Annotated in this window: 21 protein-coding genes, 1 tRNA gene and 1 pseudogene; 9 read left to right on the plus strand and 14 right to left on the minus strand. The window is 69.4% G+C overall.

All coding sequences use genetic code 11. The features are described 5' to 3' along the window. Positions 1 to 172: 172 nt before the first annotated feature. Both ABZ707_RS20705 and clpB read right to left on the minus strand, forming a co-directional pair. The gene (locus tag ABZ707_RS20705; RefSeq protein ID WP_360176715.1) at positions 173 to 703 is read right to left on the minus strand and encodes a YbjN domain-containing protein; all 531 of its coding nucleotides are present in this window, start codon (positions 701 to 703) and stop codon (positions 173 to 175) included. A 180-nt stretch (positions 704 to 883) separates the two neighbouring features. Next, positions 884 to 3,490: an ATP-dependent chaperone ClpB gene (gene clpB, locus ABZ707_RS20710; RefSeq protein ID WP_360176718.1), complete on the minus strand. Its 2,607-nt coding sequence runs from the start codon at positions 3,488 to 3,490 to the stop codon at positions 884 to 886. A gap of 145 nt (positions 3,491 to 3,635) precedes the next feature. On the opposite strand from clpB, the gene ABZ707_RS20715 reads away from it, so the two are divergent. Then, positions 3,636 to 4,040 (plus strand): TIGR03618 family F420-dependent PPOX class oxidoreductase, encoded by a 405-nt coding sequence (locus ABZ707_RS20715; RefSeq protein WP_360176721.1) that lies wholly within the window; start codon positions 3,636 to 3,638, stop codon positions 4,038 to 4,040. Positions 4,041 to 4,184: 144 nt separating this feature from the next. Here ABZ707_RS20715 and ABZ707_RS20720 read toward each other — a convergent pair whose 3' ends face one another. Both ABZ707_RS20720 and ABZ707_RS20725 read right to left on the minus strand, forming a co-directional pair. Further along, positions 4,185 to 4,505, minus strand: a complete 321-nt coding sequence (locus tag ABZ707_RS20720; protein WP_319682804.1) for a (2Fe-2S)-binding protein — start codon at positions 4,503 to 4,505, stop codon at positions 4,185 to 4,187. Next, entirely contained in the window at positions 4,502 to 4,690 is a 189-nt protein-coding gene (locus tag ABZ707_RS20725; protein WP_360176725.1) for a hypothetical protein, read from the minus strand. The genes ABZ707_RS20720 and ABZ707_RS20725 overlap by 4 nt, the downstream gene beginning before the upstream one ends. Before the next feature lie 177 nt (positions 4,691 to 4,867). On the opposite strand from ABZ707_RS20725, the gene ABZ707_RS20730 reads away from it, so the two are divergent. Continuing rightward, complete coding sequence (locus ABZ707_RS20730; protein WP_360176728.1) at positions 4,868 to 5,851, plus strand: helix-turn-helix transcriptional regulator; 984 nt, start codon at positions 4,868 to 4,870, stop codon at positions 5,849 to 5,851. Between the two features lie 167 nt (positions 5,852 to 6,018). Here ABZ707_RS20730 and ABZ707_RS20735 read toward each other — a convergent pair whose 3' ends face one another. Genes ABZ707_RS20735 through dnaK form a run of 4 tightly spaced genes read right to left on the minus strand, consistent with a single transcriptional unit; the run spans position 6,019 to position 10,224 of the window. Next, positions 6,019 to 6,483, minus strand: a complete 465-nt coding sequence (locus ABZ707_RS20735) for a helix-turn-helix domain-containing protein (RefSeq protein ID WP_360176804.1) — start codon at positions 6,481 to 6,483, stop codon at positions 6,019 to 6,021. 10 nt (positions 6,484 to 6,493) lie between these two features. Beyond that, positions 6,494 to 7,678: a molecular chaperone DnaJ gene (gene dnaJ, locus ABZ707_RS20740; RefSeq protein ID WP_360176731.1), complete on the minus strand. Its 1,185-nt coding sequence runs from the start codon at positions 7,676 to 7,678 to the stop codon at positions 6,494 to 6,496. Between the two features lie 42 nt (positions 7,679 to 7,720). Next, positions 7,721 to 8,383 carry a nucleotide exchange factor GrpE gene (grpE, locus tag ABZ707_RS20745; protein WP_360176734.1) on the minus strand — a complete coding sequence of 221 codons (663 nt, stop codon included), beginning with the start codon at positions 8,381 to 8,383 and terminating at the stop codon, positions 7,721 to 7,723. Beyond that, on the minus strand, positions 8,380 to 10,224 hold the full coding sequence (gene dnaK / locus ABZ707_RS20750) for a molecular chaperone DnaK (protein WP_360176737.1): 1,845 nt from the start codon (positions 10,222 to 10,224) through the stop codon (positions 8,380 to 8,382). Before dnaK ends, grpE begins: the two co-directional genes overlap by 4 nt. 263 nt (positions 10,225 to 10,487) lie before the next feature. Here dnaK and ABZ707_RS20755 point away from each other — a divergent pair, with 263 nt between their 5' ends. The 4 genes from ABZ707_RS20755 to ABZ707_RS20770 all read left to right on the plus strand — a co-directional run bounded on the left by ABZ707_RS20755 (position 10,488) and on the right by ABZ707_RS20770 (position 15,794). Further along, entirely contained in the window at positions 10,488 to 11,255 is a 768-nt protein-coding gene (locus ABZ707_RS20755) for a sugar transferase (RefSeq protein WP_360176740.1), read from the plus strand. Between the two features lie 85 nt (positions 11,256 to 11,340). Then, positions 11,341 to 13,644 (plus strand): (Fe-S)-binding protein, encoded by a 2,304-nt coding sequence (locus tag ABZ707_RS20760; RefSeq protein WP_360176743.1) that lies wholly within the window; start codon positions 11,341 to 11,343, stop codon positions 13,642 to 13,644. Positions 13,645 to 13,764: 120 nt separating this feature from the next. Beyond that, a complete protein-coding gene (locus ABZ707_RS20765) occupies positions 13,765 to 14,655 on the plus strand; it encodes a VCBS repeat-containing protein (RefSeq protein WP_360176746.1) in 891 nt (296 codons plus the stop codon). A gap of 185 nt (positions 14,656 to 14,840) precedes the next feature. Next, the gene (locus tag ABZ707_RS20770) at positions 14,841 to 15,794 is read left to right on the plus strand and encodes a YIP1 family protein (RefSeq protein ID WP_360176749.1); all 954 of its coding nucleotides are present in this window, start codon (positions 14,841 to 14,843) and stop codon (positions 15,792 to 15,794) included. Positions 15,795 to 15,931: 137 nt separating this feature from the next. Here ABZ707_RS20770 and ABZ707_RS20775 read toward each other — a convergent pair whose 3' ends face one another. From ABZ707_RS20775 to ABZ707_RS20785, 3 genes are all read right to left on the minus strand, one after another. Then, a complete protein-coding gene (locus ABZ707_RS20775; RefSeq protein WP_360176752.1) occupies positions 15,932 to 16,429 on the minus strand; it encodes a phosphoribosyltransferase in 498 nt (165 codons plus the stop codon). Positions 16,430 to 16,436: 7 nt separating this feature from the next. Next, positions 16,437 to 17,012: a dCTP deaminase gene (gene dcd, locus ABZ707_RS20780; RefSeq protein ID WP_360176755.1), complete on the minus strand. Its 576-nt coding sequence runs from the start codon at positions 17,010 to 17,012 to the stop codon at positions 16,437 to 16,439. A gap of 96 nt (positions 17,013 to 17,108) precedes the next feature. Continuing rightward, positions 17,109 to 17,291 carry a hypothetical protein gene (locus ABZ707_RS20785; RefSeq protein WP_360176758.1) on the minus strand — a complete coding sequence of 61 codons (183 nt, stop codon included), beginning with the start codon at positions 17,289 to 17,291 and terminating at the stop codon, positions 17,109 to 17,111. Between the two features lie 239 nt (positions 17,292 to 17,530). Here ABZ707_RS20785 and ABZ707_RS20790 point away from each other — a divergent pair. Further along, positions 17,531 to 17,604: transfer RNA gene (locus ABZ707_RS20790), tRNA-Gly, on the plus strand. A 329-nt stretch (positions 17,605 to 17,933) separates the two neighbouring features. On the opposite strand, the gene ABZ707_RS20795 is transcribed toward ABZ707_RS20790, so the two are convergent. From ABZ707_RS20795 to ABZ707_RS20805, 3 genes are all read right to left on the minus strand, one after another. Then, positions 17,934 to 19,100 carry a tyrosine-type recombinase/integrase gene (locus ABZ707_RS20795; RefSeq protein ID WP_360176807.1) on the minus strand — a complete coding sequence of 389 codons (1,167 nt, stop codon included), beginning with the start codon at positions 19,098 to 19,100 and terminating at the stop codon, positions 17,934 to 17,936. After that, on the minus strand, positions 19,097 to 19,318 hold the full coding sequence (locus tag ABZ707_RS20800) for an excisionase family DNA-binding protein (protein ID WP_360176761.1): 222 nt from the start codon (positions 19,316 to 19,318) through the stop codon (positions 19,097 to 19,099). The genes ABZ707_RS20795 and ABZ707_RS20800 overlap by 4 nt, the downstream gene beginning before the upstream one ends. Before the next feature lie 180 nt (positions 19,319 to 19,498). After that, positions 19,499 to 20,026, minus strand: a complete 528-nt coding sequence (locus tag ABZ707_RS20805) for a helix-turn-helix transcriptional regulator (RefSeq protein ID WP_360176763.1) — start codon at positions 20,024 to 20,026, stop codon at positions 19,499 to 19,501. Positions 20,027 to 20,305: 279 nt separating this feature from the next. On the opposite strand from ABZ707_RS20805, the pseudogene ABZ707_RS20810 reads away from it, so the two are divergent. Together ABZ707_RS20810 and ABZ707_RS20815 are read left to right on the plus strand one after the other, a co-directional pair. After that, positions 20,306 to 21,526, plus strand: a pseudogene (locus ABZ707_RS20810) (DUF3631 domain-containing protein); the annotation flags it as partial. Between the two features lie 335 nt (positions 21,527 to 21,861). Next, a complete protein-coding gene (locus ABZ707_RS20815; RefSeq protein WP_360176765.1) occupies positions 21,862 to 22,689 on the plus strand; it encodes a hypothetical protein in 828 nt (275 codons plus the stop codon). The last annotated feature ends 414 nt before the right edge of the window (positions 22,690 to 23,103 follow it).

The raw sequence follows: 23,103 nt of genomic DNA on the forward strand, positions 1-23,103 counted from the left end.
GCGCCCCCGGTCGTGGTCCCCCGCCCACGGGGCCCGCCCCCGCCCGCCACTCCACCTACGGCCCCGCCCGCCCGCGCCCTCACCGCGCTGATCACGGCCCGGCCGGGCTCTCGTCCGGCTGGGGCCGTCGCCGCGGGCGCCGTGGGCGCCCCGGCAGCCCGGGCGGGCGGGCTCAGAGTCCGTCGTCCGGCTTCTCCTCCGCCGTCTCCAGGTCGAGCTGCTCCACGAGCCACTTGTCGAACTCGATCGACGCGCGCACCCAGCTCACCGTCGACGACACGAAGTGCTCCAGGCTGACGCCCATGCCGATCAGCATCTGCGCCTCGCCGATCAGACGGACGGTGGGGGGGCCGTCGCCCTCCTCGTGGATGTGCGTGTAGACCTTGGGCCAGAGCGTCCGGCGGTTCCAGTCGTCGATCGCGTCGAGGATCTTGGACTTGTCCGTGATGGGGTGCGGCCGGTCGTAGAACGTCCGTACCGAGAAGACCTGCTGGTCCTCGTCGCCGCGGAACATGAAGTACGTACGGAATTCCTCCCACGGCGCCGCGAGGTCACCCTCGTCGTCGACGACGTACTTCAGTTCCATCTGTTCGAGGAGCTGCTTGACCAGATCCTGGTCGGGGACGACGGGGCCCGCCGGTCCTGCACCCTGCGGTTGGGGCTGGCCCCCGAAATTCGGAATCGAGGACGGGTCGATGCTCACCGTGTATTTCCCTTCGTACGGTTCCTGCCATCCTCCCCCATGGCAGCCGGGGCATGGCAAGCCCGGCCCGCCCCGATCCGCTGCGAGCTGACACGATCGGCGGGCGGCGCCCGGCCCGGTACGCCATACGGGAGGGCCCGCCACCCGGGAAGGTGACGGGCCTCCGGGGAGGGCGCCGCGCTACAGCGTCTTGCCGCTCGCCGCGCCGACGATCAGTCCGTTCTCGAACCGGTCCACCCGGACGGTGTCCCCGTCCGTGACCTCGCCCGCCAGGATCTCCTTGGCGAGCTGGTCCCCGATCGCGGTCTGGACGAGGCGGCGCAGCGGGCGCGCGCCGTAGGCCGGGTCGTTGCCCTCGTCGGCCAGCCACTCCAGCGCGGCCGGAGTGACGTCCAGCGTGAGCCGGCGCTCGGCCAGCCGCTTGGCGAGCCGGTCGATCTGGAGCCTGGCGATGTGCGCCAGCTCGGTCCTCGACAGCGCGGAGAAGACCACCAGGTCGTCCAGCCGGTTGAGGAACTCCGGCTTGAACGAGGCCCGTACGACCTCCAGGACCTGCTGCTTCTTCTCCTCCTCGCTCGTCAGCGGTTCCACCAGGTACTGGCTGCCGAGGTTGGAGGTGAGCACCAGGATGGTGTTGCGGAAGTCCACCGTCCGGCCCTGGCCGTCGGTGAGGCGCCCGTCGTCGAGGACCTGGAGCAGGATGTCGAAGACCTCGGGATGGGCCTTCTCCACCTCGTCCAGCAGCACCACGCTGTACGGGCGGCGCCGGACGGCCTCCGTGAGCTGGCCGCCCTCCTCGTAGCCGACATAGCCGGGAGGGGCACCGACGAGCCGCGCCACGGAGTGCTTCTCGCCGTACTCGCTCATGTCGATGCGGACCATGGCCCGCTCGTCGTCGAAGAGGAAGTCCGCGAGGGCCTTGGCCAGCTCGGTCTTGCCGACGCCGGTGGGGCCGAGGAAGAGGAAGGACCCGGTGGGCCGGTCGGGGTCGGCGATCCCGGCGCGGGTACGGCGTACCGCGTCGGACACGGCCCGCACCGCCTCGCTCTGGCCGATCAGCCGCCTGCCCAGCTCCTGCTCCATCCGCAGCAGCTTCTGCGTCTCGCCCTCCAGCAGCCGGCCGGCCGGGATCCCCGTCCAGGAGCCGACGACATCGGCGATGTCGTCCGGGCCGACCTCCTCCTTGACCAGCTTGTCGATGGGTTCCCTGGCTGCCTCCTGCTCGGCCTCCGCGGCCTCCTCCAGCTCGCGCTCCAGGCCGGGGATCTCTCCGTAGAGCAGCTTGGAGGCGGTGTCGAAGTCGCCGTCGCGCTGGGCGCGCTCGGCCTGGCCGCGCAGCTCGTCCAGCCGTTCCTTCAGCTCGCCGACGCGGTTGAGGCCCCGCTTCTCTTTCTCCCAGCGGGCGTTGAGGCCGCGCAGTTCCTCCTCGCGGTCGGCGAGGTCGCGGCGCAGCTTCTCCAGCCGCTGCTTGGAGGCCGGGTCGGACTCGTTCTTGAGGGCCAGCTCCTCCATCCGGAGGCGGTCGACGGAGCGCTGGAGCTCGTCGATCTCCACGGGTGAGGAGTCGATCTCCATACGAAGCCGGGACGCGGCCTCGTCGACCAGGTCGATGGCCTTGTCGGGCAGGAAGCGGGAGGTGATGTAGCGGTCGGAGAGGGTGGCGGCGGCGACCAGCGCCGCGTCGGCGATCTGCACCTTGTGGTGGGCCTCGTAGCGGCCCTTCAGCCCGCGCAGGATCGCGATGGTGTCCTCGACGTTCGGCTCGGCGACCAGCACCTGCTGGAAGCGCCGCTCCAGGGCCGCGTCCTTCTCGATCCGCTCGCGGTACTCGTCCAGCGTGGTCGCGCCGACCATGCGCAGCTCGCCGCGGGCCAGCATCGGCTTGAGCATGTTGCCGGCGTCCATGGCGGAGTCCCCGCCGGCGCCCGCGCCCACGACGGTGTGCAGCTCGTCGATGAAGGTGATGATCTGTCCGTCGCTCGCCTTGATCTCGGAGAGCACGGTCTTGAGGCGCTCCTCGAACTCGCCGCGGTACTTGGCGCCGGCGACCATCGCGCCGAGGTCCAGCGAGACCAGGCGCTTGTCCTTGAGCGACTCGGGCACATCGCCCTTGACGATGCGCTGGGCGAGCCCCTCCACGACGGCGGTCTTGCCGACGCCGGGCTCACCGATGAGCACCGGGTTGTTCTTCGTACGCCGTGACAGCACCTGCACCACGCGCCGGATCTCCTGGTCCCGGCCGATGACCGGGTCGAGTCTGCCCTCGCGGGCGGCGGCGGTGAAATCGGTACCGAACTTCTCCAGGGCCTTGTACTGGCCCTCCGGGTCGGGTGTGGTCACCCGGCGCCCTCCCCTTGCCTTCTCGAACGCGTCCAGCAGCCTCTTGGCACCGGCACCCCGCGCCTCCAGCACCTCCCCGGCCTGACCGCCCTTGGCGGCGACGCCGATGAGCAGATGCTCCGTGGAGACGTAGTCGTCCCCCAGCTCCCGCGCCTGCCGCGCGGCGTCCGCGATGACGGCGAGCAGCTCGCGGTTGGGCTGGGGAGGGGCGACGGTGGAGCCGGTCACGCTGGGCAGCGCGGCCAGCAGCCGTTCCGCCCCCGACCGTACCGCGGCCTGGTCCGCCTCGACGGCCGACAGCAGGTCGGTGATGTTCTCGTTGTCCTGGCCTTCGAGCAGCGCGAGCAGCAGATGTGCGGGGGTCAGATCGGGATGCCCGCCCGCCACGGCACGGCTGGTGGCGGCGTTGATCGCATCCCGGCTCCTGTTGGTCAGCTCGGCGTCCACGTGCGCTCTCTCCTCCTTGCGCGGAACTCAACTCTGCTTCTTCGAACGTGCACAAAGTTGAGTCTATTCCACTCAAGCCTGAAACGGCACCGGCCCGGCCGGTGTCCGCGGGTATCCCGCGGCCCCGGCGACCTACGCTTCCGGCATGGCCCCTGACGTACACGACCCCAGCCCCGAGTTTCTCGCGTTCTGGCGCGAGCACCACCTGTGCACCCTGACCACGCTGCGCCCGGACGGCAGCCCGCACGTCGTCCCGGTGGGCGTGACCTACGACCCGGAGACGGGGCTCGCCCGGGTCATCACCAACAAGCACAGCACCAAGATCGCCAACATCCTGGCGGCCGGCGCGGCGGGAGCGCGGGTCGCGGTCTGCCAGACGCAGGGGCGCCGGTGGTCGACGCTGGAGGGCCGCGCCACGGTACGCACGGAGCCGGAGCAGGTCGCGGACGCGGTGAGCCGCTACGCGGAGCGCTACGAACGCACGCCCGCGCCCAATCCGGACCGGGTCGTCATCGAGATCGCCGTGGAGCGGGCGCTGGGCCGCGGCTGAACGCCGGGACCGCACGCGGGGGGCGTTGTGCCGGCCGCCGGGGCCGCACGCGGACAGCACAACGGCGCCATCGTGTTTCAGGTCCACGATGGCGCCGTTGTGTGGGGGAAGTGCCTGAGCGACTTTGAGCGACGGGGGAATCGCTCAGGCACTGCGGGGGGTGGCGATGATGGTTTTTGGTTCGACCAGCTGGTGGTCACGCTGGTCGAGATTGACGAAGATCATGTCGTATCGGATGACACACCGGACCGGCTGCGGAGCCCCCCGCGGCCTCCGAAGGCAGCGGTAGGCACGGACGTCCTCGTCCTCCTCGCGCACGACGACGATCGGCTCTCCGAACAGAGTGACCATCACCGAGTCGCCACGACGGGGAATCGCGGTGACGAGGTCGATGAAGTGCCACCCCGACCGGTAGGCCGTGGCCATCTCCCGCCGGAAGACCCGATCGTCCGGCGGGACGGTCATGCCTCTTCGCCAGCCGTCGCGCTGTCCCAGCCGACGTCCACCCCTCCGGTCGGGTTGACCGTCCTGGCCGTGTCCCAGCCGACGTCCGGATTTCCGTCCGTGTGGTACGCGCCGGCACTCACATGGGCAGGCGCCGTGTCCCAGCCGACATCTCCGGCGACCAGCGCTGCACCGAGTGCTGTCATTGCGACAAAAGCGGCGGCAAGCACCGAGCGAAGCATTTTCGTACGCATAGTCGGCTTCGTCCTCACTTGATAGTTTCTTCTCCCCCGCCACGTCGACGATGTCTTATCCGGACACGTCGGCACCACAGGGTGGATGCATCATGTTCCTGTACGTACAGGAACCTGGGGGGTGGGCATATGACCACGATCTACTCAAGTGAGACACATCGGCACCCTCTCACCGAACTATGCGCCGATGGGACGAGGCTTTACGGCAACGCCCTGCGCTCCGGACGCATCAGCCGCCGCGAGGTCGAGCCGGCTCCGTGCCTCATCGACTTCGCACTTCTGCACCCGGACCCGGACGACCCGGACTGGCTGCGCCCTGTTCCGCCCACCGCGGCGCTGGCACAACGCCTACACCCCATCGAGCGGGAGATCCAGGAGCGGCGCGAACTCTCGGTGGAACTGGCCGAATCCTTCGAGCCGTTCATGGCCATCAGCGCGCAGGCTCCGCCGACGATTCACGCCATTACCGTGCTCGAAGGTTTCAACCGCATCAACGCGGCTCTGGACGTCGCCATCTCGGAGAGCCGTACCGAGGTGCTCACCGTCCAGCCCGGCGGCGGCCGCAGCGAGCATGTGCTCAGCCAGGCGCTCACGCGCAGCAAGCCGCTGATAGACCGCGGGATAAGTGTGCGGACGCTGTACCAGCACACCGTCCGGCACAACCAGGGCACGTTCGCCTACGTGGAACACATGGCGGGCGCCAAGGTGGAGATCCGCACCCTGGAGGAGCTGATAGAGCGCCTGATCATCTGTGACAGGACGGTCGCCTTCATACCCGCGCGCGACGACCGGAAGGTGGCGCTGGAGCTGCGCCATCCGGGTCTGGTGGAGTATCTGACCAAGGTCTTCGAACAGCTCTGGCGGCGCGCCACACCGCTCGTCGAGGCCATCTCCTACGCGCCGGACCCGGAGGGGATCACGGGCGTCCAGCGGACCATCGCGAAGCTGCTCGTCGAGGGATACGTCGACGAGGCCATCGCCCGCCGTCTCGGGATGAACGTACGGACCTGCCGCGCGCACATCGCCAAGCTCGCCAGCGCCCTCGGCAGCGGCAGCCGCGCCCAGCTCGGATTCCTCATCGCGCAGTCCGGGATCCTGGAGCAGGAGGGCTGAGAGGGCGCTCCGCCGCCCCGAGGAGCCCGCACCGGGCGGCGGAGCAGGTATCCGGACCCCGGACATGCGGAAGGCCCCCACCGAGCCTGTGGGAGCCTTCCGCATCAAGACCGTACGGGACCGCACACACCGCGGGCCGTCCCGGCCCGGCGGTCCCGGCTCGCCGGTCAGTCCGCCGGCCTCTTGGGCCGCCACACCACCAGCGCGCTCGTCTGCTGCACATCCTGATACGGCACCAGGTCCCGCCGGTACGAGGCGTGCACCTGCGCCTCGCGCTGCTGCATCGCCACCGCCGCGCCCTCGACCGCCGCCGACAGCTCGGCCACCCGGTCCTGGAGCGCCGCGACCTGGTTCTCCAGCTCGATGATCCGCTTGATGCCCGCCAGGTTTATCCCCTCGTCCTGCGACAACTGCTGCACCTGGCGGAGCAGTTCGATGTCGCGCGCCGAGTAGCGGCGGCCGCGGCCCGCCGTACGGTCCGGGGAGACCAGACCGAGACGGTCGTACTGCCTGAGGGTCTGCGGGTGCAGACCCGAGAGCTGGGCCGCCACCGAGATGACGTACACCGGCGTCTCCTCGGTCAGTTGGTACGCCCTGTTGAACGACGAGGCCTGCCGACGCCGCCCGTCCATGTCCATCGGGTCATGCTCCCTTCGCGGCCTGGAACAGCTCCGCCCGCGGGTCCTCGTCCGCGGTCGCCTTCCGGTAGGCCTCCAGCGCGTCCCTGGCGGACGCCCCGAGGTCCTTCGGGACGGCGACCTCGACGGTGACCAGCAGGTCCCCGCGAGTGCCGTCCTTGCGCACGGCACCCTTGCCCCGGGCACGCATCGTACGGCCGTTGGGTGTCCCGGGGGGCAGTTTCAGCGTGACCGGCGGCCCGCCCAGCGTCGGCACCTTCACCTCGCCGCCGAGCGCCGCCTCCGCGAAGGTGACGGGCACGGTGACGGTGAGGTTGTCGTCCCGCCGGCCGAAGACCGGGTGCGAGCCGACATGGACGACCACATACAGATCGCCCGCCGGACCGCCGCGCTCGCCGGGAGCGCCCTTGCCGCGCAGCCGGATCCGCTGGCCGTCGCTGACGCCCGCCGGGATACGGACCTGCATCGTCCGCGACGACTTGGCGCGCCCGCTGCCCTTGCAGACCTCGCAGGGGTCCTGGGCGATCAGCCCGCGGCCCTTGCAGTCCACGCACGGGTCGGTGAGCGAGAAGCCGCCGCCGCTGCCGCGCGACACCTGCCCGGTGCCCACACAGGTCGGGCAGACCCGGGGGGTGCCGTTCTTGTCGCCGGTGCCGGAACACGCCTTGCAGGGCGCCTGGCTGGACATCCGCAGCGGGACCGTGGCCCCGTCGACCGCCTCGGTGAAGCTGAGCGTCACCTCGGACTCGATGTCCTGGCCGCGGCGCGGCTGGGTGCGTGTCCCCGCGCCGCCCCGGTTGAAGAGGCCGCCGAAGACGTCGCCGAGCCCGCCGCCGAAACCGCCGGCGCCCTGGCCCTGCTGCGGGCCGCCCGGAGCGCCGCCGAAGAGGTCGCCCAGGTCGAAGTTGAACGAACCGCCGCCCCCGCCCGGCCCCGGCCTGAATCCGCCGTTGCCGAAGAGGGCGCGCGCCTCGTCGTACTCCTTGCGCCGCTTGGCGTCCCCGAGCACGTCATTCGCCTCGGAGATCTCCTTGAAGCGCTCCTCGGCCCTGGCGTCGCCCTTGTTGGCGTCCGGGTGGAACTCGCGGGCGAGCTTCCGGTACGCCTTCTTGATCTCGGCCTCGGTGGCGTCCTTGGGGACGCCGAGAACCTTGTAGTAGTCCTTCTCCACGAAGTCCTTCGTGCTCATTCCCGACGTCCCTCCTCTCCGCCTTCACCGCTGTTCACCGCGTCAGCCCTCGTCCGGGCCACCGCTCTCCCCGTCGGCCGCCGAGTCGGCCTGCTCGTCCGCCGCCTTGGGCTGGGCCCCGGGCTGGGGCTCGGCCACCGCCACCCGAGCGGGCCTGATCGTGCGCTCGCCGAACCGGTACCCCGGCTGGAGGATCGCGACGCACGTCGTCTCCTTGACGTCCGGCGCGTACGAGTGCATCAGGGCCTCGTGGATCGTCGGGTCGAAGGGCTCGCCCTCCTTGCCGAACTGCTGGAGGCCCATCTTCGCGGCGACCGTCTCCAGCGATTCGGCCACCGACTTGAAGCCGCCGACCAGTTCGTCGTGTTCCCTCGCCCGGCCGATGTCGTCGAGCACCGGCAGCAGCTCGGTCAGCAGACTCGCGACAGCGATCTCCTTGACCGTCACCCGGTCCCGCTCCACCCGCCGGCGGTAGTTCTGGTACTCGGCCTGGAGCCGCTGGAGGTCGCCGGTGCGCTCGTTGAGCGCCGTACGGACCTGGTCGAGCTGGGCCGTCAGGGCTACGTGCTGTACGTCCCCGGCCGGGGCCGCCGAGCCCGGCTCCTTGGCGGAGGCAGACTCGGCGGACTTCGGCGTGGCGTCTTCGGGGGTGGCGCCTGAGGGGACGTCGGGCTTCTCCTCGAAGCCCGGGGTCTCCTCCGTCACGCGGCACCGTCCTTCTTCTCGTCGTCGACGATCTCGGCGTCGACGACATCGTCGTCGGCCTGGCCCTGTCCGGCACCGGGCGCCGCGCCACCGGCGGCACCGTCGGCCTGGGCGTTGGCGTACATCGCCTGGCCGAGCTTCTGCGAGACGGCCGCGACCTTCTCCGTCGACGTGCGGATCTCGGCGGTGTCCTCGCCCTTGAGCTTCTCCTTCAGCTCGGCGACGGACGCCTCGACCTCGGTCTTGACGTCGCCCGGGACCTTGTCCTCGTTGTCCTTCAGGAACTTCTCCGTCTGGTACACGAGCTGCTCGGCCTGGTTGCGGGTCTCCGCGGCCTCGCGGCGGCGGTGGTCCTCGTCCGCGTACTGCTCGGCCTCTTCACGCATCCGGTTGACCTCGTCCCGCGGCAGCGAGGAGCCACCGGTGACGGTCATCTTCTGCTCCTTGCCGGTGCCGAGGTCCTTCGCGGCCACGTGCATGATGCCGTTGGCGTCGATGTCGAAGGCGACCTCGATCTGCGGCACACCGCGCGGGGCGGGCGGCAGACCGGTCAGCTCGAACATGCCGAGCTTCTTGTTGTACGCCGCGATCTCGCGCTCGCCCTGGTAGACCTGGATCTGCACCGACGGCTGGTTGTCCTCGGCCGTCGTGAAGATCTCCGAACGCTTCGTCGGGATCGTCGTGTTGCGCTCGATGAGCTTGGTCATGATGCCGCCCTTGGTCTCGATACCGAGGGACAGCGGGGTCACGTCGAGGAGCAGGACGTCCTTGACCTCACCCTTCAGCACACCGGCCTGGAGCGCGGCGCCGATGGCGACGACCTCGTCCGGGTTGACGCCCTTGTTGGCGTCACGGCCGCCGGTCAGCTCCTTGACGAGCTCCGCGACGGCGGGCATACGCGTCGAACCGCCGACGAGCACCACGTGGTCGATCTCGGAGAGCTGGATGCCCGCGTCCTTGATGACGTTGTGGAACGGGGTCTTGCAGCGGTCGAGCAGGTCCGCGGTGAGCTGCTGGAACTGCGACCGGGTCACCTTCTCGTCCAGGTGCAGCGGGCCCTCGGCGGACGCCGTGATGTAGGGCAGGTTGATCGTGGTCTCGCTGGACGACGACAGCTCGATCTTCGCCTTCTCCGCGGCCTCGCGGAGACGCTGGAGAGCCATCTTGTCCTTGGACAGGTCCACACCGTGGCCGTTGGCGAACTGCTTCACCAGGAAGTCGACCAGCCGCTGGTCCCAGTCGTCACCACCGAGGTGGTTGTCACCGTTGGTGGCCTTCACCTCGACGACGCCGTCACCGATCTCCAGCAGCGAGACGTCGAAGGTGCCGCCACCGAGGTCGAAGACGAGGATCGTCTGGTCGTCCTTGTCGAGGCCGTAGGCCAGCGCGGCCGCCGTCGGCTCGTTGACGATACGCAGCACGTTGAGGCCCGCGATCTCGCCGGCCTCCTTCGTCGCCTGGCGCTCCGAGTCGTTGAAGTACGCGGGGACGGTGATCACCGCGTCGGTGACCTTCTCGCCCAGGTACGCCTCGGCGTCCCGCTTCAGCTTCTGCAGCACGAAGGCCGAGATCTGCTGGGGGTTGAAGTCCTTGCCGTCCAGGTTGATCTTCCAGTCGGTGCCCATGTGGCGCTTGACCGACCGGATGGTCCTGTCGACGTTCGTGACCGCCTGGCGCTTCGCGACCTCGCCGACGAGCACCTCGCCGTTCTTGGCGAAGGCGACGACGGACGGCGTGGTCCTGGCGCCCTCTGCGTTGGTGATGACGGTGGGCTCGCCGCCTTCGAGAACGCTGACGACGGAGTTAGTCGTGCCCAGGTCGATGCCGACCGCACGTGCCATTTCGATTCCTCCAACTGACTTGAGTGGAACAGGCTCAAGGATGCATCACAGATCCCGGAGTGTCAAAGGACCTGAGTCGAGGTGGCTCAACTATCGTGCGGACGCCTTGCGCCCGGGGAGCCGCCGTACGGATGGAACGTGCCGGACGGGGGCGCCTTGCCCCGGTCGCACCTTTCCGCCATGTCATCGTTCTGCGACAAAAGCCTTGAAAGTCACAAATCCCTATCGAACGTAACAGACAACACAGAACGGTCAGGTATGGCATGCGACGACCCACACAGCGGCAGGCCCGGCCCGGGACGCGGCACTCGGACTGGCCCGCGCCGTGGCGCACGCAGTACCGCTCGCGGTTCCGCCCGGAACCCAAACGCCTGCTGGATCTGACGCTCGGCTCGGTCCTGCTGGCGCTGGCCGCGCCGGCGCTCGCCGCCGCCACCGTCGCCCTGGTGATCTCCCGGCCGCCCGGCGGTGTCTTCGTACGCGACTACCGCGCCGGGCGGAAAGGCCACCCCTTCCTCCTCCGGACGCTGCGCACCCGCCGGTTCCGGCTCGACCTGCTCTCGCGGCTGCCGCAGGTCGTGCGCGGCCGGCTGTCGCTGGTCGGACCGGCACCGCTGAAGATCGGCTCCCCCGGCTCCGCGGCACCCTGGCGCGGGCTGGTACGGCCGGGACTGACCGGCCTCGCGCAGGTACGGCGGCACTCTCGGCTGCCGTGGGACGAGGCGACACTGCTCGACCAGCACTATGTCGAACACCACTGGATCGGCCTCGACCTGGCGATTCTCGCCCGTACCCTGCCCGCGCTGCTCATCGCGCGGGCCCGCGAGCGCGCCGCCTCGGGCGTCCGTCCGGGCTTCCGCCCCGGCCTCCGTCCGGGCGCCTGGCCGCGCCCCCGGCCGTACGCTCGGCTGTACGGCCGGCCGAACGCGCTCGCACTCGTCCGGCCGCGCGCCGGCTCCTCCGCCGGACATGGACAGGGTCCCCTGAGCGACACAGATCACCGGTCCCGCGGCTACATTGCGGCGAGATAAGTGGGTAACCTCAGCACGGACTGATTAAGTTACCGCTTAGTAAGACTGGCGGAATTCCCACCCTCGCAGGCCCGAGGAGCCCCACATGCAACTCGCCGCGATCATCGTGTCGCTGGTACTCGGCGTCGTCGGCGTCGCGCTGTTCGGCCGAGCGGTCGCGCAGATCTACCGCTTCGTGCGGCTCGGCCAGGCCGTTCCCGCGGGCGCGCGCACCGACGAGCCGGGCCGGCGCACCCTGACCGTCGCCAAGGAGTTCCTCGGCCACACCCGGATGAACCGCTGGGGAGTCGTCGGCGTCGCGCACTGGTTTGTCGCGGTCGGCTTCTTCACCCTCGTACTGACCCTGGTCAACGCGTTCGGGCAGCTCTTCCAGGCCGACTGGCTGCTGCCCGTCATCGGCGACTGGACGCCGTACGAGGTCTTCGTCGAGCTGATCGGCCTGCTGACGACGCTCGGCATCCTGACGCTGATCGTCATCCGCCAGCTCTCGCTTCCCAGCCGGGCCGGCCGCAAGTCACGCTTCGCGGGCTCCAACTTCGGCCAGGCGTACTTCGTCGAAGCCGTCATCCTGATCATCGGCGTGGCCATTCTGCTGCTGCGCGGACTGGAGGGCACGCTGCACGGGGCGGACTCCTACCAGGCCGCGTATCTGGTCTCGTATCCGCTGGTCGCCGCGTTCAGGGGGCTCAGCCTCACCACCCTCCAGAACCTGGTCTACCTGATCGCGATGATCAAGATCGCGACCTCCTTCATCTGGATGATCACGGTCGCGCTCAAGACCGACATGGGTGTCGCCTGGCACCGCTTCCTCGCCTTCCCGAACATCTGGTTCAAGCGCGAGGCGGACGGCGGCACGGCGCTCGGCGCCCTCCAGCCGATGACAAGCGGCGGCAAGGAGATCGACTTCGAGACGGTGTTCGACGACGAGGAGGGCGAGGAAGCCGTCTTCGGCGTCTCCCAGATCGAACACTTCTCCTGGAAGGGCCTCCTCGACTTCTCCACCTGCACGGAGTGCGGCCGCTGCCAGTCGCAGTGCCCCGCCTGGAACACCGGGAAGCCGCTCTCCCCGAAGCTGCTGATCATGTCGCTGCGCGACCACGCGCACGCCAAGGCGCCTTATCTGCTGGCCGGCGGCGGCAAGAACGCGGAGGGCGAGGAGAAGGCCACCGCGGAACAGCTCGCGGGCGTGCCCGCGGCGGCCCTCGCCGAGGCCGAACGCCCGCTGATCGGAACGCTGGAGGACGGCCCCGGCGGACTCGGCGGCGTCATCGACCCGGACGTGCTCTGGTCCTGCACGACCTGCGGCGCGTGTGTCGAGCAGTGCCCCGTCGACATCGAGCACATCGACCACATCGTCGACATGCGCCGCTACCAGGTGATGATCGAGAGCTCCTTCCCGAGCGAGGCCGGGACGATGCTCAAGAACCTGGAGAAGAAGGGCAACCCCTGGGGCCTGGCCAAGAAGCAGCGGCTGGAGTGGACGAAGGAGGTCGACTTCGAGGTGCCGGTCGTCGGCCGGGACATCGAGGACCTCTCCGAGGTCGACTACCTCTACTGGGTCGGCTGCGCCGGTGCGCTGGAGGACCGGGCCAAGAAGACCACGAAGGCCTTCGCTGAGCTGTTGCACATCGCGGGCGTCAAGTTCGCGATCATGGGCGGCGACGAGAAGTGCACGGGCGACTCGGCCCGCCGCCTGGGCAACGAGCCGCTGTTCCAGCAGCTCGGCCAGGAGAACGTGGCGATGCTGAACATGGCCTTCGGCGAGGACGAGGACGACGACGCGACCAAGAAGGCCAAGGCCAAAAAGAAGATCGTCGCGACCTGTCCGCACTGCTTCAACACGATCGCGAACGAGTACCCGCAGCTCGGCGGCGAGTTCGAGGTCATCCACCACACCCAGTTGCTCCAGCACCTCGTCGACGAGGGCAGGCTGGTCCCGGTGACGCCGGTCGAGGGCCTGATCACGTACCACGACCCCTGCTATCTGGGCCGTCACAACAAGGTCTACACACCGCCGCGCGACATCATCGCGAAGGTGCCGGGCCTGCGGAACGAGGAGATGCACCGCCACAAGGAGCGCGGCTTCTGCTGTGGCGCGGGCGGCGCGCGGATGTGGATGGAGGAGCGGATCGGCAAGCGGATCAACAACGAGCGGGTCGACGAGGCTCTTTCGCTGAACCCGGACATCGTCTCGACAGCCTGCCCGTTCTGCCTGGTCATGCTCTCCGACTCGGTCAACGGCAAGAAGAGCGAGGGGCAGGCGAAGGAGTCTCTCCAGGTCGTGGACGTGGCGCAGCTCCTGCTCGACTCGGTGCGGACACCGGCCGGCCCGACGGGTCCGGAGGAGCGGGAGAGCACACCGGACCCGGAGCCCGAGCCGGTGAAGTAACCACACAGGGCGGTGCCGCCGAGCACCGCCGGCCGGACGACACCGACGGCCGGATCCGCCTCGCGGGCGGGTCCGGCCGTCCCCCGTACCGGCGGAGCCGTATCGATGGGGTGAGCCACGGTGACAACGAACATCCGTGCCCTCGCCTGCCTCCTTTCCTTCACGGCACTGCTGCTGGCGGGCTGCGCCGCCGGTACCGGTGCCGTCACCGGGCGGGGCCCGGAAGCCGCGGAGGCCAAGAACGGCGACACCGCGCCGCGCTCGGGCAGGGCCGGCGCCCCGCGCCGTCCCGTGCCGCGCGGCGGGGGCAGCCGGATCCCGGACGACTTCAACGGCGACGGCCACCGCGACCTCGTCCTCAACGATCTCGTCAGGGCCCCCGGCGACCGGCAGGGCGAGGACGCGGGCATCGGGATCGTGTACGGCACCTCGGCCGCGCGGGGTCTCGACCCGGCCGTGCGCCAAACCCTGAGCGCGGCCACGAGGGGCGCCGAGGCCGGCGGCGGGGCCCCGGCGGCGTTCGAAGCCGAGGCCGCCTGTGACCTCGACCAGGACGGCTTCGGTGATCTGATCATCGCCACGGAGCGGCCGTACGCCGGCCATCAGGGGCCGCCCGGCTCCCGCCGGATCCTCTTCGGCGGTCCCGGCGGCCTGGCCGGCGAGGCGCTCGTCCCGCACGCCTCCGCCGGAGCGCGCCTCGGCGGCGAGTGGCCCGGCCGGCCCGTCTGCCGCTCCGTCGAGAGCGGCGGCGAGGACCTCACGGCCGGCGCGGGCCTACGGCTGCCGCCCGCGCCCCTGCTGCCACGGGGACTCGCGGGCGAGTCCGGCGACGGGACCGGCGTCACCGTCACCGAGCTGCTCCGGTCCGCCGATTTCAACGGGGACGGCCGCCCGGACCTGGTGACCCGTACGCACCGGGGCGAGCAGACGGACCTCATCGCGCTGTACGACCCCGGCGTCGCCGGCGACCGGCCGGTGATCACCTTCAGCACATCCGTCTTCCTCGGGTGACTCCCCCGCCCCACCCGGGCCCCCGCCGGACCGACCGCGCGCCGGCACCCGCAGGTCACGGCCCCCGGGCGGGATTGTCACCAATCGCCGCGCGGAGTCCCGGAGATGTCACAGCTCGGCCGCAAAGGCGGGCCTGCTCCCTCCCTCCGCCGCCGCGCCCATCAGGACCGGGTACGTTCGATTGCGTGGCTGGATTCAGGATTGGACGCGGCGGGGACAACCGCACCCCGCAACAACCGCAGCGGCAGCGGCAGCAACCACCGCGGCAGGCGCCGTACGGACGTCAGGCGCCGCCCCCGGGTTACGGCGGCGGGCAGCAGCCCGCGCCTCCCTACGGGCAGCAGCAGTGGCCTCCGGCGAGCACCGGACAGTACGGCGGGCAGCACGGCCCCGGCGGGCACACCGGGCAGCACGGCGGCGGGCAGCACGGCGAGCCGGAGTACTTCGGCGACCCGTACCAGCAGCCCCAGCAGGGTCACGGCCCCGACCCGTACGCCAACAACCCCGGCCACACCCAGGCGTTCAGCATCGACGAGGAGGCGTACGGCGACGGCGCCACCTACCACGCGGGCCCCTCGGCACCGCCGGTCCCCGTGGGCCCCCGGCTGGGCTGGAAGGACCTGCTGACCGGCGTGGTCCTGCGCCCCGCCGACACCTTCCTGCGGATGCGTGACTATCCGGTCTGGGGCCCCGCCCTGGTCGTGATGTTCCTCTACGGCCTGCTGGCGCTCTTCGGCTTCGACACGGCCCGCGAAGACGCGATCAACGCGACGCTCTCCACGGCCATCCCGGCCGCCCTGATGACGGCCGTCGCCTTTGTCATCGGCAGCCTGATCCTGGGCGCCGTGACCCACACCCTGGCCCGCCAGCTCGGCGGCGACGGCGCCTGGCAGCCGACCGTCGGCCTCGCCATGCTGATCATGTCGATCTCGGACGCGCCGCGGCTGATCTTCGCCCTCTTCCTGGGCGGCCAGAACTCCCTCGTCCAGGTCCTCGGCTGGGTGACCTGGGTCGGGGCCGGCGCGCTCTTCACCGTCATGGTGAGCAAGTCGCACGACCTGCCGTGGCCGAAGGCGCTCGGCGCCTCGGCGATCCAGCTCATCGCGCTGCTGTCGCTGATCAAGCTGGGCACGATCTGAAAATCGCCCCGTCAGCAGGGACCGGCGAGAACGGCGACGAGAAGGCCCCCGGAAGGGGGCCTTCTCGCGTATGTCTCGCTTTTCTTGCTTTTCTCGCTTTTCTTCGCGATGTCTCGCGTATTCAGCCGCGAGAGGCCCTAGATCTCGCGAACGCGTTCACCGCGCCGTACGACGGGCTGCTCCACGCTCCACGGGAAGTTGATCCACTCGTCCGTGCGCTTCCAGACATACTCGCACTTCACCAGGGACTGCGACTTCTCGTAGATCACCGCGCTGCGCACCTCGGCGACCTCGTCGACGCAGAAGTCGTGCACCAGCTTCAGCGTCCTGCCGGTGTCGGCGACATCGTCCGCGATGAGGACTTTCTTGTGGGAGAAGTCGACGACGTCGGGCACCGGCGCCAGCATGACCGGCATGGCCAGGGTGGTGCCGACACCGGTGTAGAACTCCACATTGATCAAATGGATGTTCTTGCAGTCCAGGGCATACGCCAGCCCGCCGGAGACAAAGACACCGCCGCGCGCGATGCTCAGGATGACGTCGGGCTCGAATCCGTCGTCCGCGATGGTCTGCGCCAGCTCGCGGACGGCCCGGCCGAACTTCTCGTACGTCAGATTCTCCCGCGTACCCGTCATACCGCCATCACACCTGCGTCCGGTGGAAGTTGAGATAGGACCGGGAAGCCGTGGGCCCCCGCTGCCCCTGATAACGCGAACCGTACCGCTCGGACCCGTAGGGAAACTCCGCCGGCGAGCTGAGCCGGAACAGACAGAGCTGCCCGATCTTCATCCCGGGCCAGAGCTTTATCGGAAGGGTCGCGAGATTCGAGAGTTCCAGCGTGACGTGCCCGGAGAACCCGGGATCGATAAAGCCGGCGGTCGAATGCGTCACCAGCCCGAGACGCCCGAGACTGGACTTCCCCTCCAGCCGGGAGGCGATGTCGTCGGGGAGCGAGATGACCTCGTACGTCGACGCCAGCACAAATTCCCCGGGGTGCAGGATGAACGCGTCATCGCCCTCCGGCTCGACCGTCCGCGTCAGATCGGGCTGCTCGACAGCGGGATCGATGTGTGGATACCGGTGGTTCTCGAACACCCGGAAAAACCGGTCGAGCCGCACATCGATGCTGGAGGGCTGCACCATCGATTCTTCATACGGGTCGACACGTACGCGTCCGGAATCGAGCTCGGCCCGGATGTCCTTGTCTGAGAGAAGCACATGCCGAGGATACGCAGAGCGCGCGAGCCCGCCCCAATCGGGCAGTCCCGCGCGCTCCGGCCGACTGGGGGCGCTACTCCCCGAAACGCCCCGGGGTCAGCGCTGCTCCAACCTCACCAACTCGGCCGGCTCCACCGGCACGGCATGCCGCAGCCGCGCACAACGCGGACACCGGATCAGCCGCCCGGGCCCGATCCGCCCGGTGTCGAGCTGCTGCATCGGGAACATCGCGGTACTGAACACATGCCCTTCGGCACATCGGACGACAGTGCGCTCCATCAAGCCCTCAGGTCCCTTCCCCAACAAACGCGGACGAACGCCAACACTAGGGGATGAACGGGACACGACTCCAAGCGGCACTCCGCCCCGCGAGCCTACGCCTCAACTCCCGCCCCCCGCGCCCACATCCACACCCCGGGGCCGCCCCGCCCACGCGGCCGGCCCCGGCGACGTAATACGGCCGGGGTGCACGATGGGGTATAGTGGCGGCGACGCGATGCCACTCGCTGGCTCGCTGCGCGGGTGTAGTTTAATGGTAGAACATGAGCTTCCCAAGCTCAGAGCGCGAGTTCGATTCTCGTCACCCGCTCCACGACGAAGGCCCAGGTCAGCGACTTGGGCCTCCTTTGTTGTCTAGACCATTTCTTGCCCCGCCAGCCCTCCACCAGCCCTTTCTGCTGGCAGGAGCCCAGTTTCGGCGGCCTCCCGCACGATGTGCGAGCCTTTCCCCGCCGGACTTCTCGAATGGCGAGACGCATTTCCTGTGAACTGGGTCACAGGAGGGTGAGGCGTTGCGGCGTTGCGAAGGCAATGCCGCTTTCTGCGAACTCCGCCCGGGGGCATGGAGCGGAGACAGGACCGCTGTTGCTGGCTAGGCGGTCCCGCCTCCGCCACGCCGCCTCGGGCGCGGCCGCCACGACCTCAGCCGGAGTGCTTCCGCGTCTCCGCCTGGGCCTGCTCGGCTGCTTCGCCGCGCTGCTGCCGGACTTCGGCGTCGATGCTCTTCGCGAGCTTGCGCTGGTGCTTCTTCTTGGAGTGCTGGTAGATCAGTTGTGCCTTCGGGCTGGACTGGCCCGCCCGGACCATAAGATCCTTGAGCTTGGCACCCGAGTCCGCCGCCAGGGTGTTGCCTGTGTGGCGGAGATCGTAGAAGCGAAAGCTGTCCGGCAGACCCGCCGCGGTCCGCGCCTTGCGCCACTTGCGCCCGAAGGAAGACCGGCGCAAGGCGGCTCCGCGCTCGCCGACGATGAGCAGTCCGTCCGGTTCCTTCTCGGCGAACCACTGAAGGTGGCGACGCAGCTCGGGCACCATAAAGTCGGGCAGGTAGATCGCGCGCTTCCCTGCGCGTGACTTGGGGCCTCCCACGACCTTCTGGCCGTTGGTCAGTTCCGGTGCGGCTCGCCTGATCCACACAACGCCTTCGTCGAGGTCTATATCACCGCGCCGCAGCTCCGCGAGTTCTTCGGGGCGGAGGGACGCGAAGGCGCCCAGGAAGATCATGATGCGCCAGCGCGGTCCGATCGCCTCGGCCAGCGCGTAGACCTGATGGATCTCGGCGACGTCGCGCTCGTCCGCCTCCTCCTTGCCGGCGCCCTTGATACGGCACGGGTTGCTCTTGAGGAGATCGTCGTCGACCGCGGTCTGAAGCACCGCCTTCAACAGACGGTAGGACTTGGCCACTGTGGTCTTGGCGCCGTTGGTCGCCTTGAGCCGCTCGGCTCGCCACACACGCACATCCGCCGGCTGGATTTCGTCCAGGTCCCACGCGCCGAAGGCGGGCAGGATGTGGAGCCTGAGCAAGCGGGTGTACAGATCCTCGGTGGTCGCCGCGAGGCCGCGCTCCCGAACCCACTTGTCGGCGAAGTCCTCAAAGTTGACCGCTCCGGCGTCGGGGTCGGTCCAGTGACGGCGTTCTATGTCCGCCTGGGTCAGTGTGAGCCAGGTCGTCGCCTCCGTCTTGGTCTCGAAGGTGTGAGGCGCGTAGCGCCGCACACCGTCCGGAGCCCAATAGCGGGCCTGGAAGCGTCCCGAATCGGTCTTGCGCACGCTGCCGAACTCGCGCCGCCGCTGCGGCTTGCGCGGCATCAGGCAGCCCTGCCGTAGTCGGACCGGACCCGCCGTGCGGGCTGGACGGTGTGGGCCTCGATGTAGGCGGAAAGGACGGCCTCGGAGAGGCGGACGTGGCGTCCGACCTTGACGAAGGCGATGCGGCGCTCCGCGATGAGGCGCCGAACGAAGCGCACTCCGGTGCCGAGGCGTTCCGCTGCCTCTTCCACGGCGAGGAGGCGGTCAGTGGTGTGTGTCACCCCCTTCGCGGCGTGAGGGGGGTGCGTGGAGGCATGGGGTATCGCCGACCGGGGCACAGCGGGGTCCTCTCTTCGCAGGCGTGTGGCACGGCAATGCCGGCCTGCGGAGTCGATCGTTCGGGATGGCGGTTGTGTACGGGCACCCGCCCCGGCGGTTTGCGAGCCGGGGCGGAGGTTGGGCTACGCGTCGCTGCTGGGGCTGTCCTCAGCGGCCGAGTACGCACCCGAGGACTGGTCCGCGCGCTCCAGCATGTGGCTGCTGGCGACCTGGGCCATGGCGTTGGAGACCATCACCTCGGCCTCCTCGCGGATGTCGGGGTGCTCAGCGAGGTAGGCGTCGAGGGCGTCTCTCGCCTTCGAGAAGCCCGCGCTGGCGCGCTGCGTCTCGCGGAAGGCGTCAACGACGGAGTCGATGAGCTTCATGGCGCGGGCCTTGGCGGCGAGTTGCGGCGGACCGACAAGGTTCCGCAGGTCGATGCCGAACACCTCGGCGAAGCCGATCGCCTCGTCCACGTTGATACGGCGCTTGCGGTTCTCGATGCGCCAGACCGCGGACGGGTTCATGTCGAAGCCGGCTTCGTTGAGGCGGTCGGACAGGGAGTTGGTGCTCCAGCCGCGGGCTTCGCGTTCCAGCTTGATCCGTACGGCGACGTTCTCCTCGCCGCTGATCAGGACACCTTGCTGGGGTTCCTCGTCCACCGCGACCACTCCCTTCCGTTCGTAGCGAGTCTCTGCCGTTCGCAGGGACAGCAAAAGCGTAGCACGCGTTCTGCGGTACGCAAAAGACTTCTGCGATCGGCAATCGTGTGGCATGCTGGTACTCCCACCAGCACCGCGCCCAAGGCGCCCAACCCCATGGACGCGAAAAGCCCCCCGGCAGAGCCGGGGGGCCAAGCGCAAACCTCTCAACCGCCATCCCTAGCGATCAACCCGCGTGGCCGGGATTGCCGTCCCATATGGCCCGCGAGTAGAGGAGCTGACTTCAGTATGCCCGATCCGCAGCCGAACCCGCCATCCTTCCCCGCCACCCCCGCCGTGTGGCCGACCGTCGCGATACCCGGCCAGCCGGCCCGGCCCGCACCGCCGACCCCAGTACCCGCAGAGCCGCCCACCGACGAGCCCAAGCCTGCCCCGGCATCCGAGGGCCAGCAGGTGCTGGCCGATCTGCGGGAGCAGATCCGGCGGTACGTCGTACTACCGCACGAGGAAGCCTTCACCGCCGTGACCCTGTGGGTCGCTGCCACCCACCTGCAGACCGCGTGGCAGCACGCGCCGAGGCTGGCCGTGGTCGGACCGGCCAAACGGTGCGGCAAGTCGCGGCTCCTGGACGTGATCACCGAAACCGTCCACGACCCGCTCATCACGGTCAACGCCTCGCCCGCAGCAGTGTTCCGGTCGATCACCGAGACCCCGCCCACCCTGCTGGTCGACGAGGCCGACACCCTCTTTGGGTCTGTGAAAGTCGCGGAGAAGAACGAGGAGATGCGCGGCCTGCTCAACGCCGGGCACCAGCGCAACCGGCCCACGCTCCGGGTCTCCGGACCCAATCACGAGGTGGCGAAGTTCCCCACCTTCGCCATGGCCGCCCTCGCGGGCATCGGCGACCTGCCCGACACGATCATGGACCGGTCGGTCGTCATCCGGATGCGCCGACGCAGGCCGGGCGAGAAGGTGGCGGAGTTCCGCAGCTTTCGCGACACCCCCTCCCTCCACGCGCTGCGTGACCGGCTCACACAGTGGCTGGCTCCACTCCACGCCGACGCGATCGAGCTGACGCCGACCATGCCCGTCGAGGACCGCGCCGCCGACACCTGGCAGCCACTAGTCGCCATCGCCGACCTCGCCGGCGGCCGATGGCCCGACCTCGCCCGCACCGCCTGCCTCGCCATGACGAGCCACGAGGCCCAGCAGGACCAGGACAGCAGCGGCCTGGGCATTCGCCTCCTAGCCGACATCCGCCGCGCCTTCGCGACCGAAGGCAACCCGCCGGTGATCCGTACCGGTCGCCTCCTCGACATCCTCAACAAGGACGACGAGACGCCCTGGCCGGAATACACCAAAAACGGTCTCACCCCTCGGGGACTACAGCTCCTGCTCAGGGAGTACGGCATCAGCTCAGCCAACCGCCGCTTCCACGGCGACATCCAAGCCAAGGGCTTCACCCGCCTCCAGTTCACCGACTCCTGGGCGCGCTACTGCCCCGAGCCCACGGGCCACCCCCGACCGGCGCCTGACCCGACACGACTCGTCGCGACTCGTCTCCGCGCAGGTCAGCACGGGGACGAGTCGAAGACCGGCAACGAGTCAACTCGACATCACCGTCGCACCCGTACCTGTACTGACCAGGCATGCGACGAGTCGCGACGAGTCTCCCCCACCCAGGGCCGCGTCACCCGCGCCCGCCTCCCTGGAGCACCAACATGCCTTCAACCACCACCGACACCGCCCACCCCGCTCCCGCACGTGGAAGCGCCGCGATCCGCATCGGTATCGCGCTGCTCGGCACCGTCGGCTTCGCCCTCTCCTACGACGCGCTGCGCCAGATGGCCGCCGCCATCCACGTCCGGAACCTCCTGACCTATACCTTCCCCCTAGTCATCGACGGGTTCATAGCCATCGGCGTCGGCGCCCTCGTCCTCCTGCGGACCGCCCCCTTGCCTGCCCGCCTGTACGTATGGGCACTGGTAGGCGCCGCCACCGCCACCAGCGTCTGGGCCAACGCGCTGCACGCCATCCGCCTCAACCAGCAGACCCCCGGCACAGGACTCCATCTCGGCGACACCACCGTCGCCGTCCTGTCCGCCATCGCCCCACTCGCCCTCGCCGGAGCCACCCACCTCCACATCCTGATCGCGCGGTCCGCAAGCCCCCAACCGTCCCGAACCCCCGCGTACGGAACCAGCGCACCAGTTCCGTACGGGCAGCGGTCCGACCGAACCCCCGCGGACGTCCTGCATCAGGAGCCCAATCCCAGGTCCGGAAGGGACGATCCGAACGCCGGTCCCCAGACACCGACCCCCGCCGACTTCCCGCGGAACCAGTACGAAGACGATCCCGGCGCCGCCACAGAAGAACCGGACAAGGATTCCGTACGACGCGGCGGGCGCCCGCCAATGGCAACGGTGGAACGGCTGGCAGAAGTGATTGCCGCAGCGCACCCGAACCCTGACGAGATCACGCGTGACAGTGCCCGCAAAGCCCTGACCGAAGTCGACCTCGGCGCCGGAACCCTCCGCCTCACCGAGGCCATCAACCTGGTCCGCACCGCCACCCAAGCCCGCCAGCACCCGGACCAGCCGGAAGACAAACACCCCCTCGCGCCGACCGGACCTGACCCCGCCCGGACAGCCAAACCTCACTCGAATCGATAGGGCGGGCGCGGCTGCCGACACCCCGGCAGCCGCGCCCGCACCTGCCCCTGCCCCTGCCCCTGCCCCTGCCCCTGCCCCACGAACACAGTCAGCTGTAGCCGCCGAACCCGGCAACGAACACCGCCGCCGCCAACCCGCAAATGGAGCCACCTCATGCGTAACCCCTTCCACCCCAAGCCCAACCCCGGAACGGTCACCCCCAAGCAACAACGCCAGAACAGGGAGCAAGCCCCCTCCAGCCCGGTAACCCCCCTCCACCTCAATGCCGTTGACGACGAACACGAAAACGGCGGAGCAAGTTGTGGGGTAAGGAGTCCTTAGAAGCCGTATCTCAACCGATCATGGAACGTGCGGGTCGAACAGGTTTCCCGCCGGGGTGATCTTCCCGTTGTGCGCGCATGAAGACAGGGCCTC

The sequence above is a fragment of the Streptomyces sp. NPDC006923 genome (assembly GCF_040635655.1).
Lineage (GTDB): Bacteria > Actinomycetota > Actinomycetes > Streptomycetales > Streptomycetaceae > Streptomyces.

Coding starts and splice junctions, on each gene's coding strand:
- dnaJ (WP_360176731.1), bottom strand. CDS start 7,678: ATGAGCACGAAGGACTTCGTGGAGAAGGACTACTACAAGGTTCTCGGC.
- ABZ707_RS20775 (WP_360176752.1), bottom strand. CDS start 16,429: ATGACGGGTACGCGGGAGAATCTGACGTACGAGAAGTTCGGCCGGGCC.
- ABZ707_RS20725 (WP_360176725.1), bottom strand. CDS start 4,690: ATGACAGCACTCGGTGCAGCGCTGGTCGCCGGAGATGTCGGCTGGGAC.
- ABZ707_RS20730 (WP_360176728.1), top strand. CDS start 4,868: ATGACCACGATCTACTCAAGTGAGACACATCGGCACCCTCTCACCGAA.
- ABZ707_RS20760 (WP_360176743.1), top strand. CDS start 11,341: ATGCAACTCGCCGCGATCATCGTGTCGCTGGTACTCGGCGTCGTCGGC.
- ABZ707_RS20715 (WP_360176721.1), top strand. CDS start 3,636: ATGGCCCCTGACGTACACGACCCCAGCCCCGAGTTTCTCGCGTTCTGG.
- ABZ707_RS20815 (WP_360176765.1), top strand. CDS start 21,862: ATGGCCGCCGCCATCCACGTCCGGAACCTCCTGACCTATACCTTCCCC.
- ABZ707_RS20755 (WP_360176740.1), top strand. CDS start 10,488: ATGCGACGACCCACACAGCGGCAGGCCCGGCCCGGGACGCGGCACTCG.
- ABZ707_RS20785 (WP_360176758.1), bottom strand. CDS start 17,291: ATGGAGCGCACTGTCGTCCGATGTGCCGAAGGGCATGTGTTCAGTACC.
- dnaK (WP_360176737.1), bottom strand. CDS start 10,224: ATGGCACGTGCGGTCGGCATCGACCTGGGCACGACTAACTCCGTCGTC.
- ABZ707_RS20720 (WP_319682804.1), bottom strand. CDS start 4,505: ATGACCGTCCCGCCGGACGATCGGGTCTTCCGGCGGGAGATGGCCACG.
- ABZ707_RS20735 (WP_360176804.1), bottom strand. CDS start 6,483: ATGGACGGGCGGCGTCGGCAGGCCTCGTCGTTCAACAGGGCGTACCAA.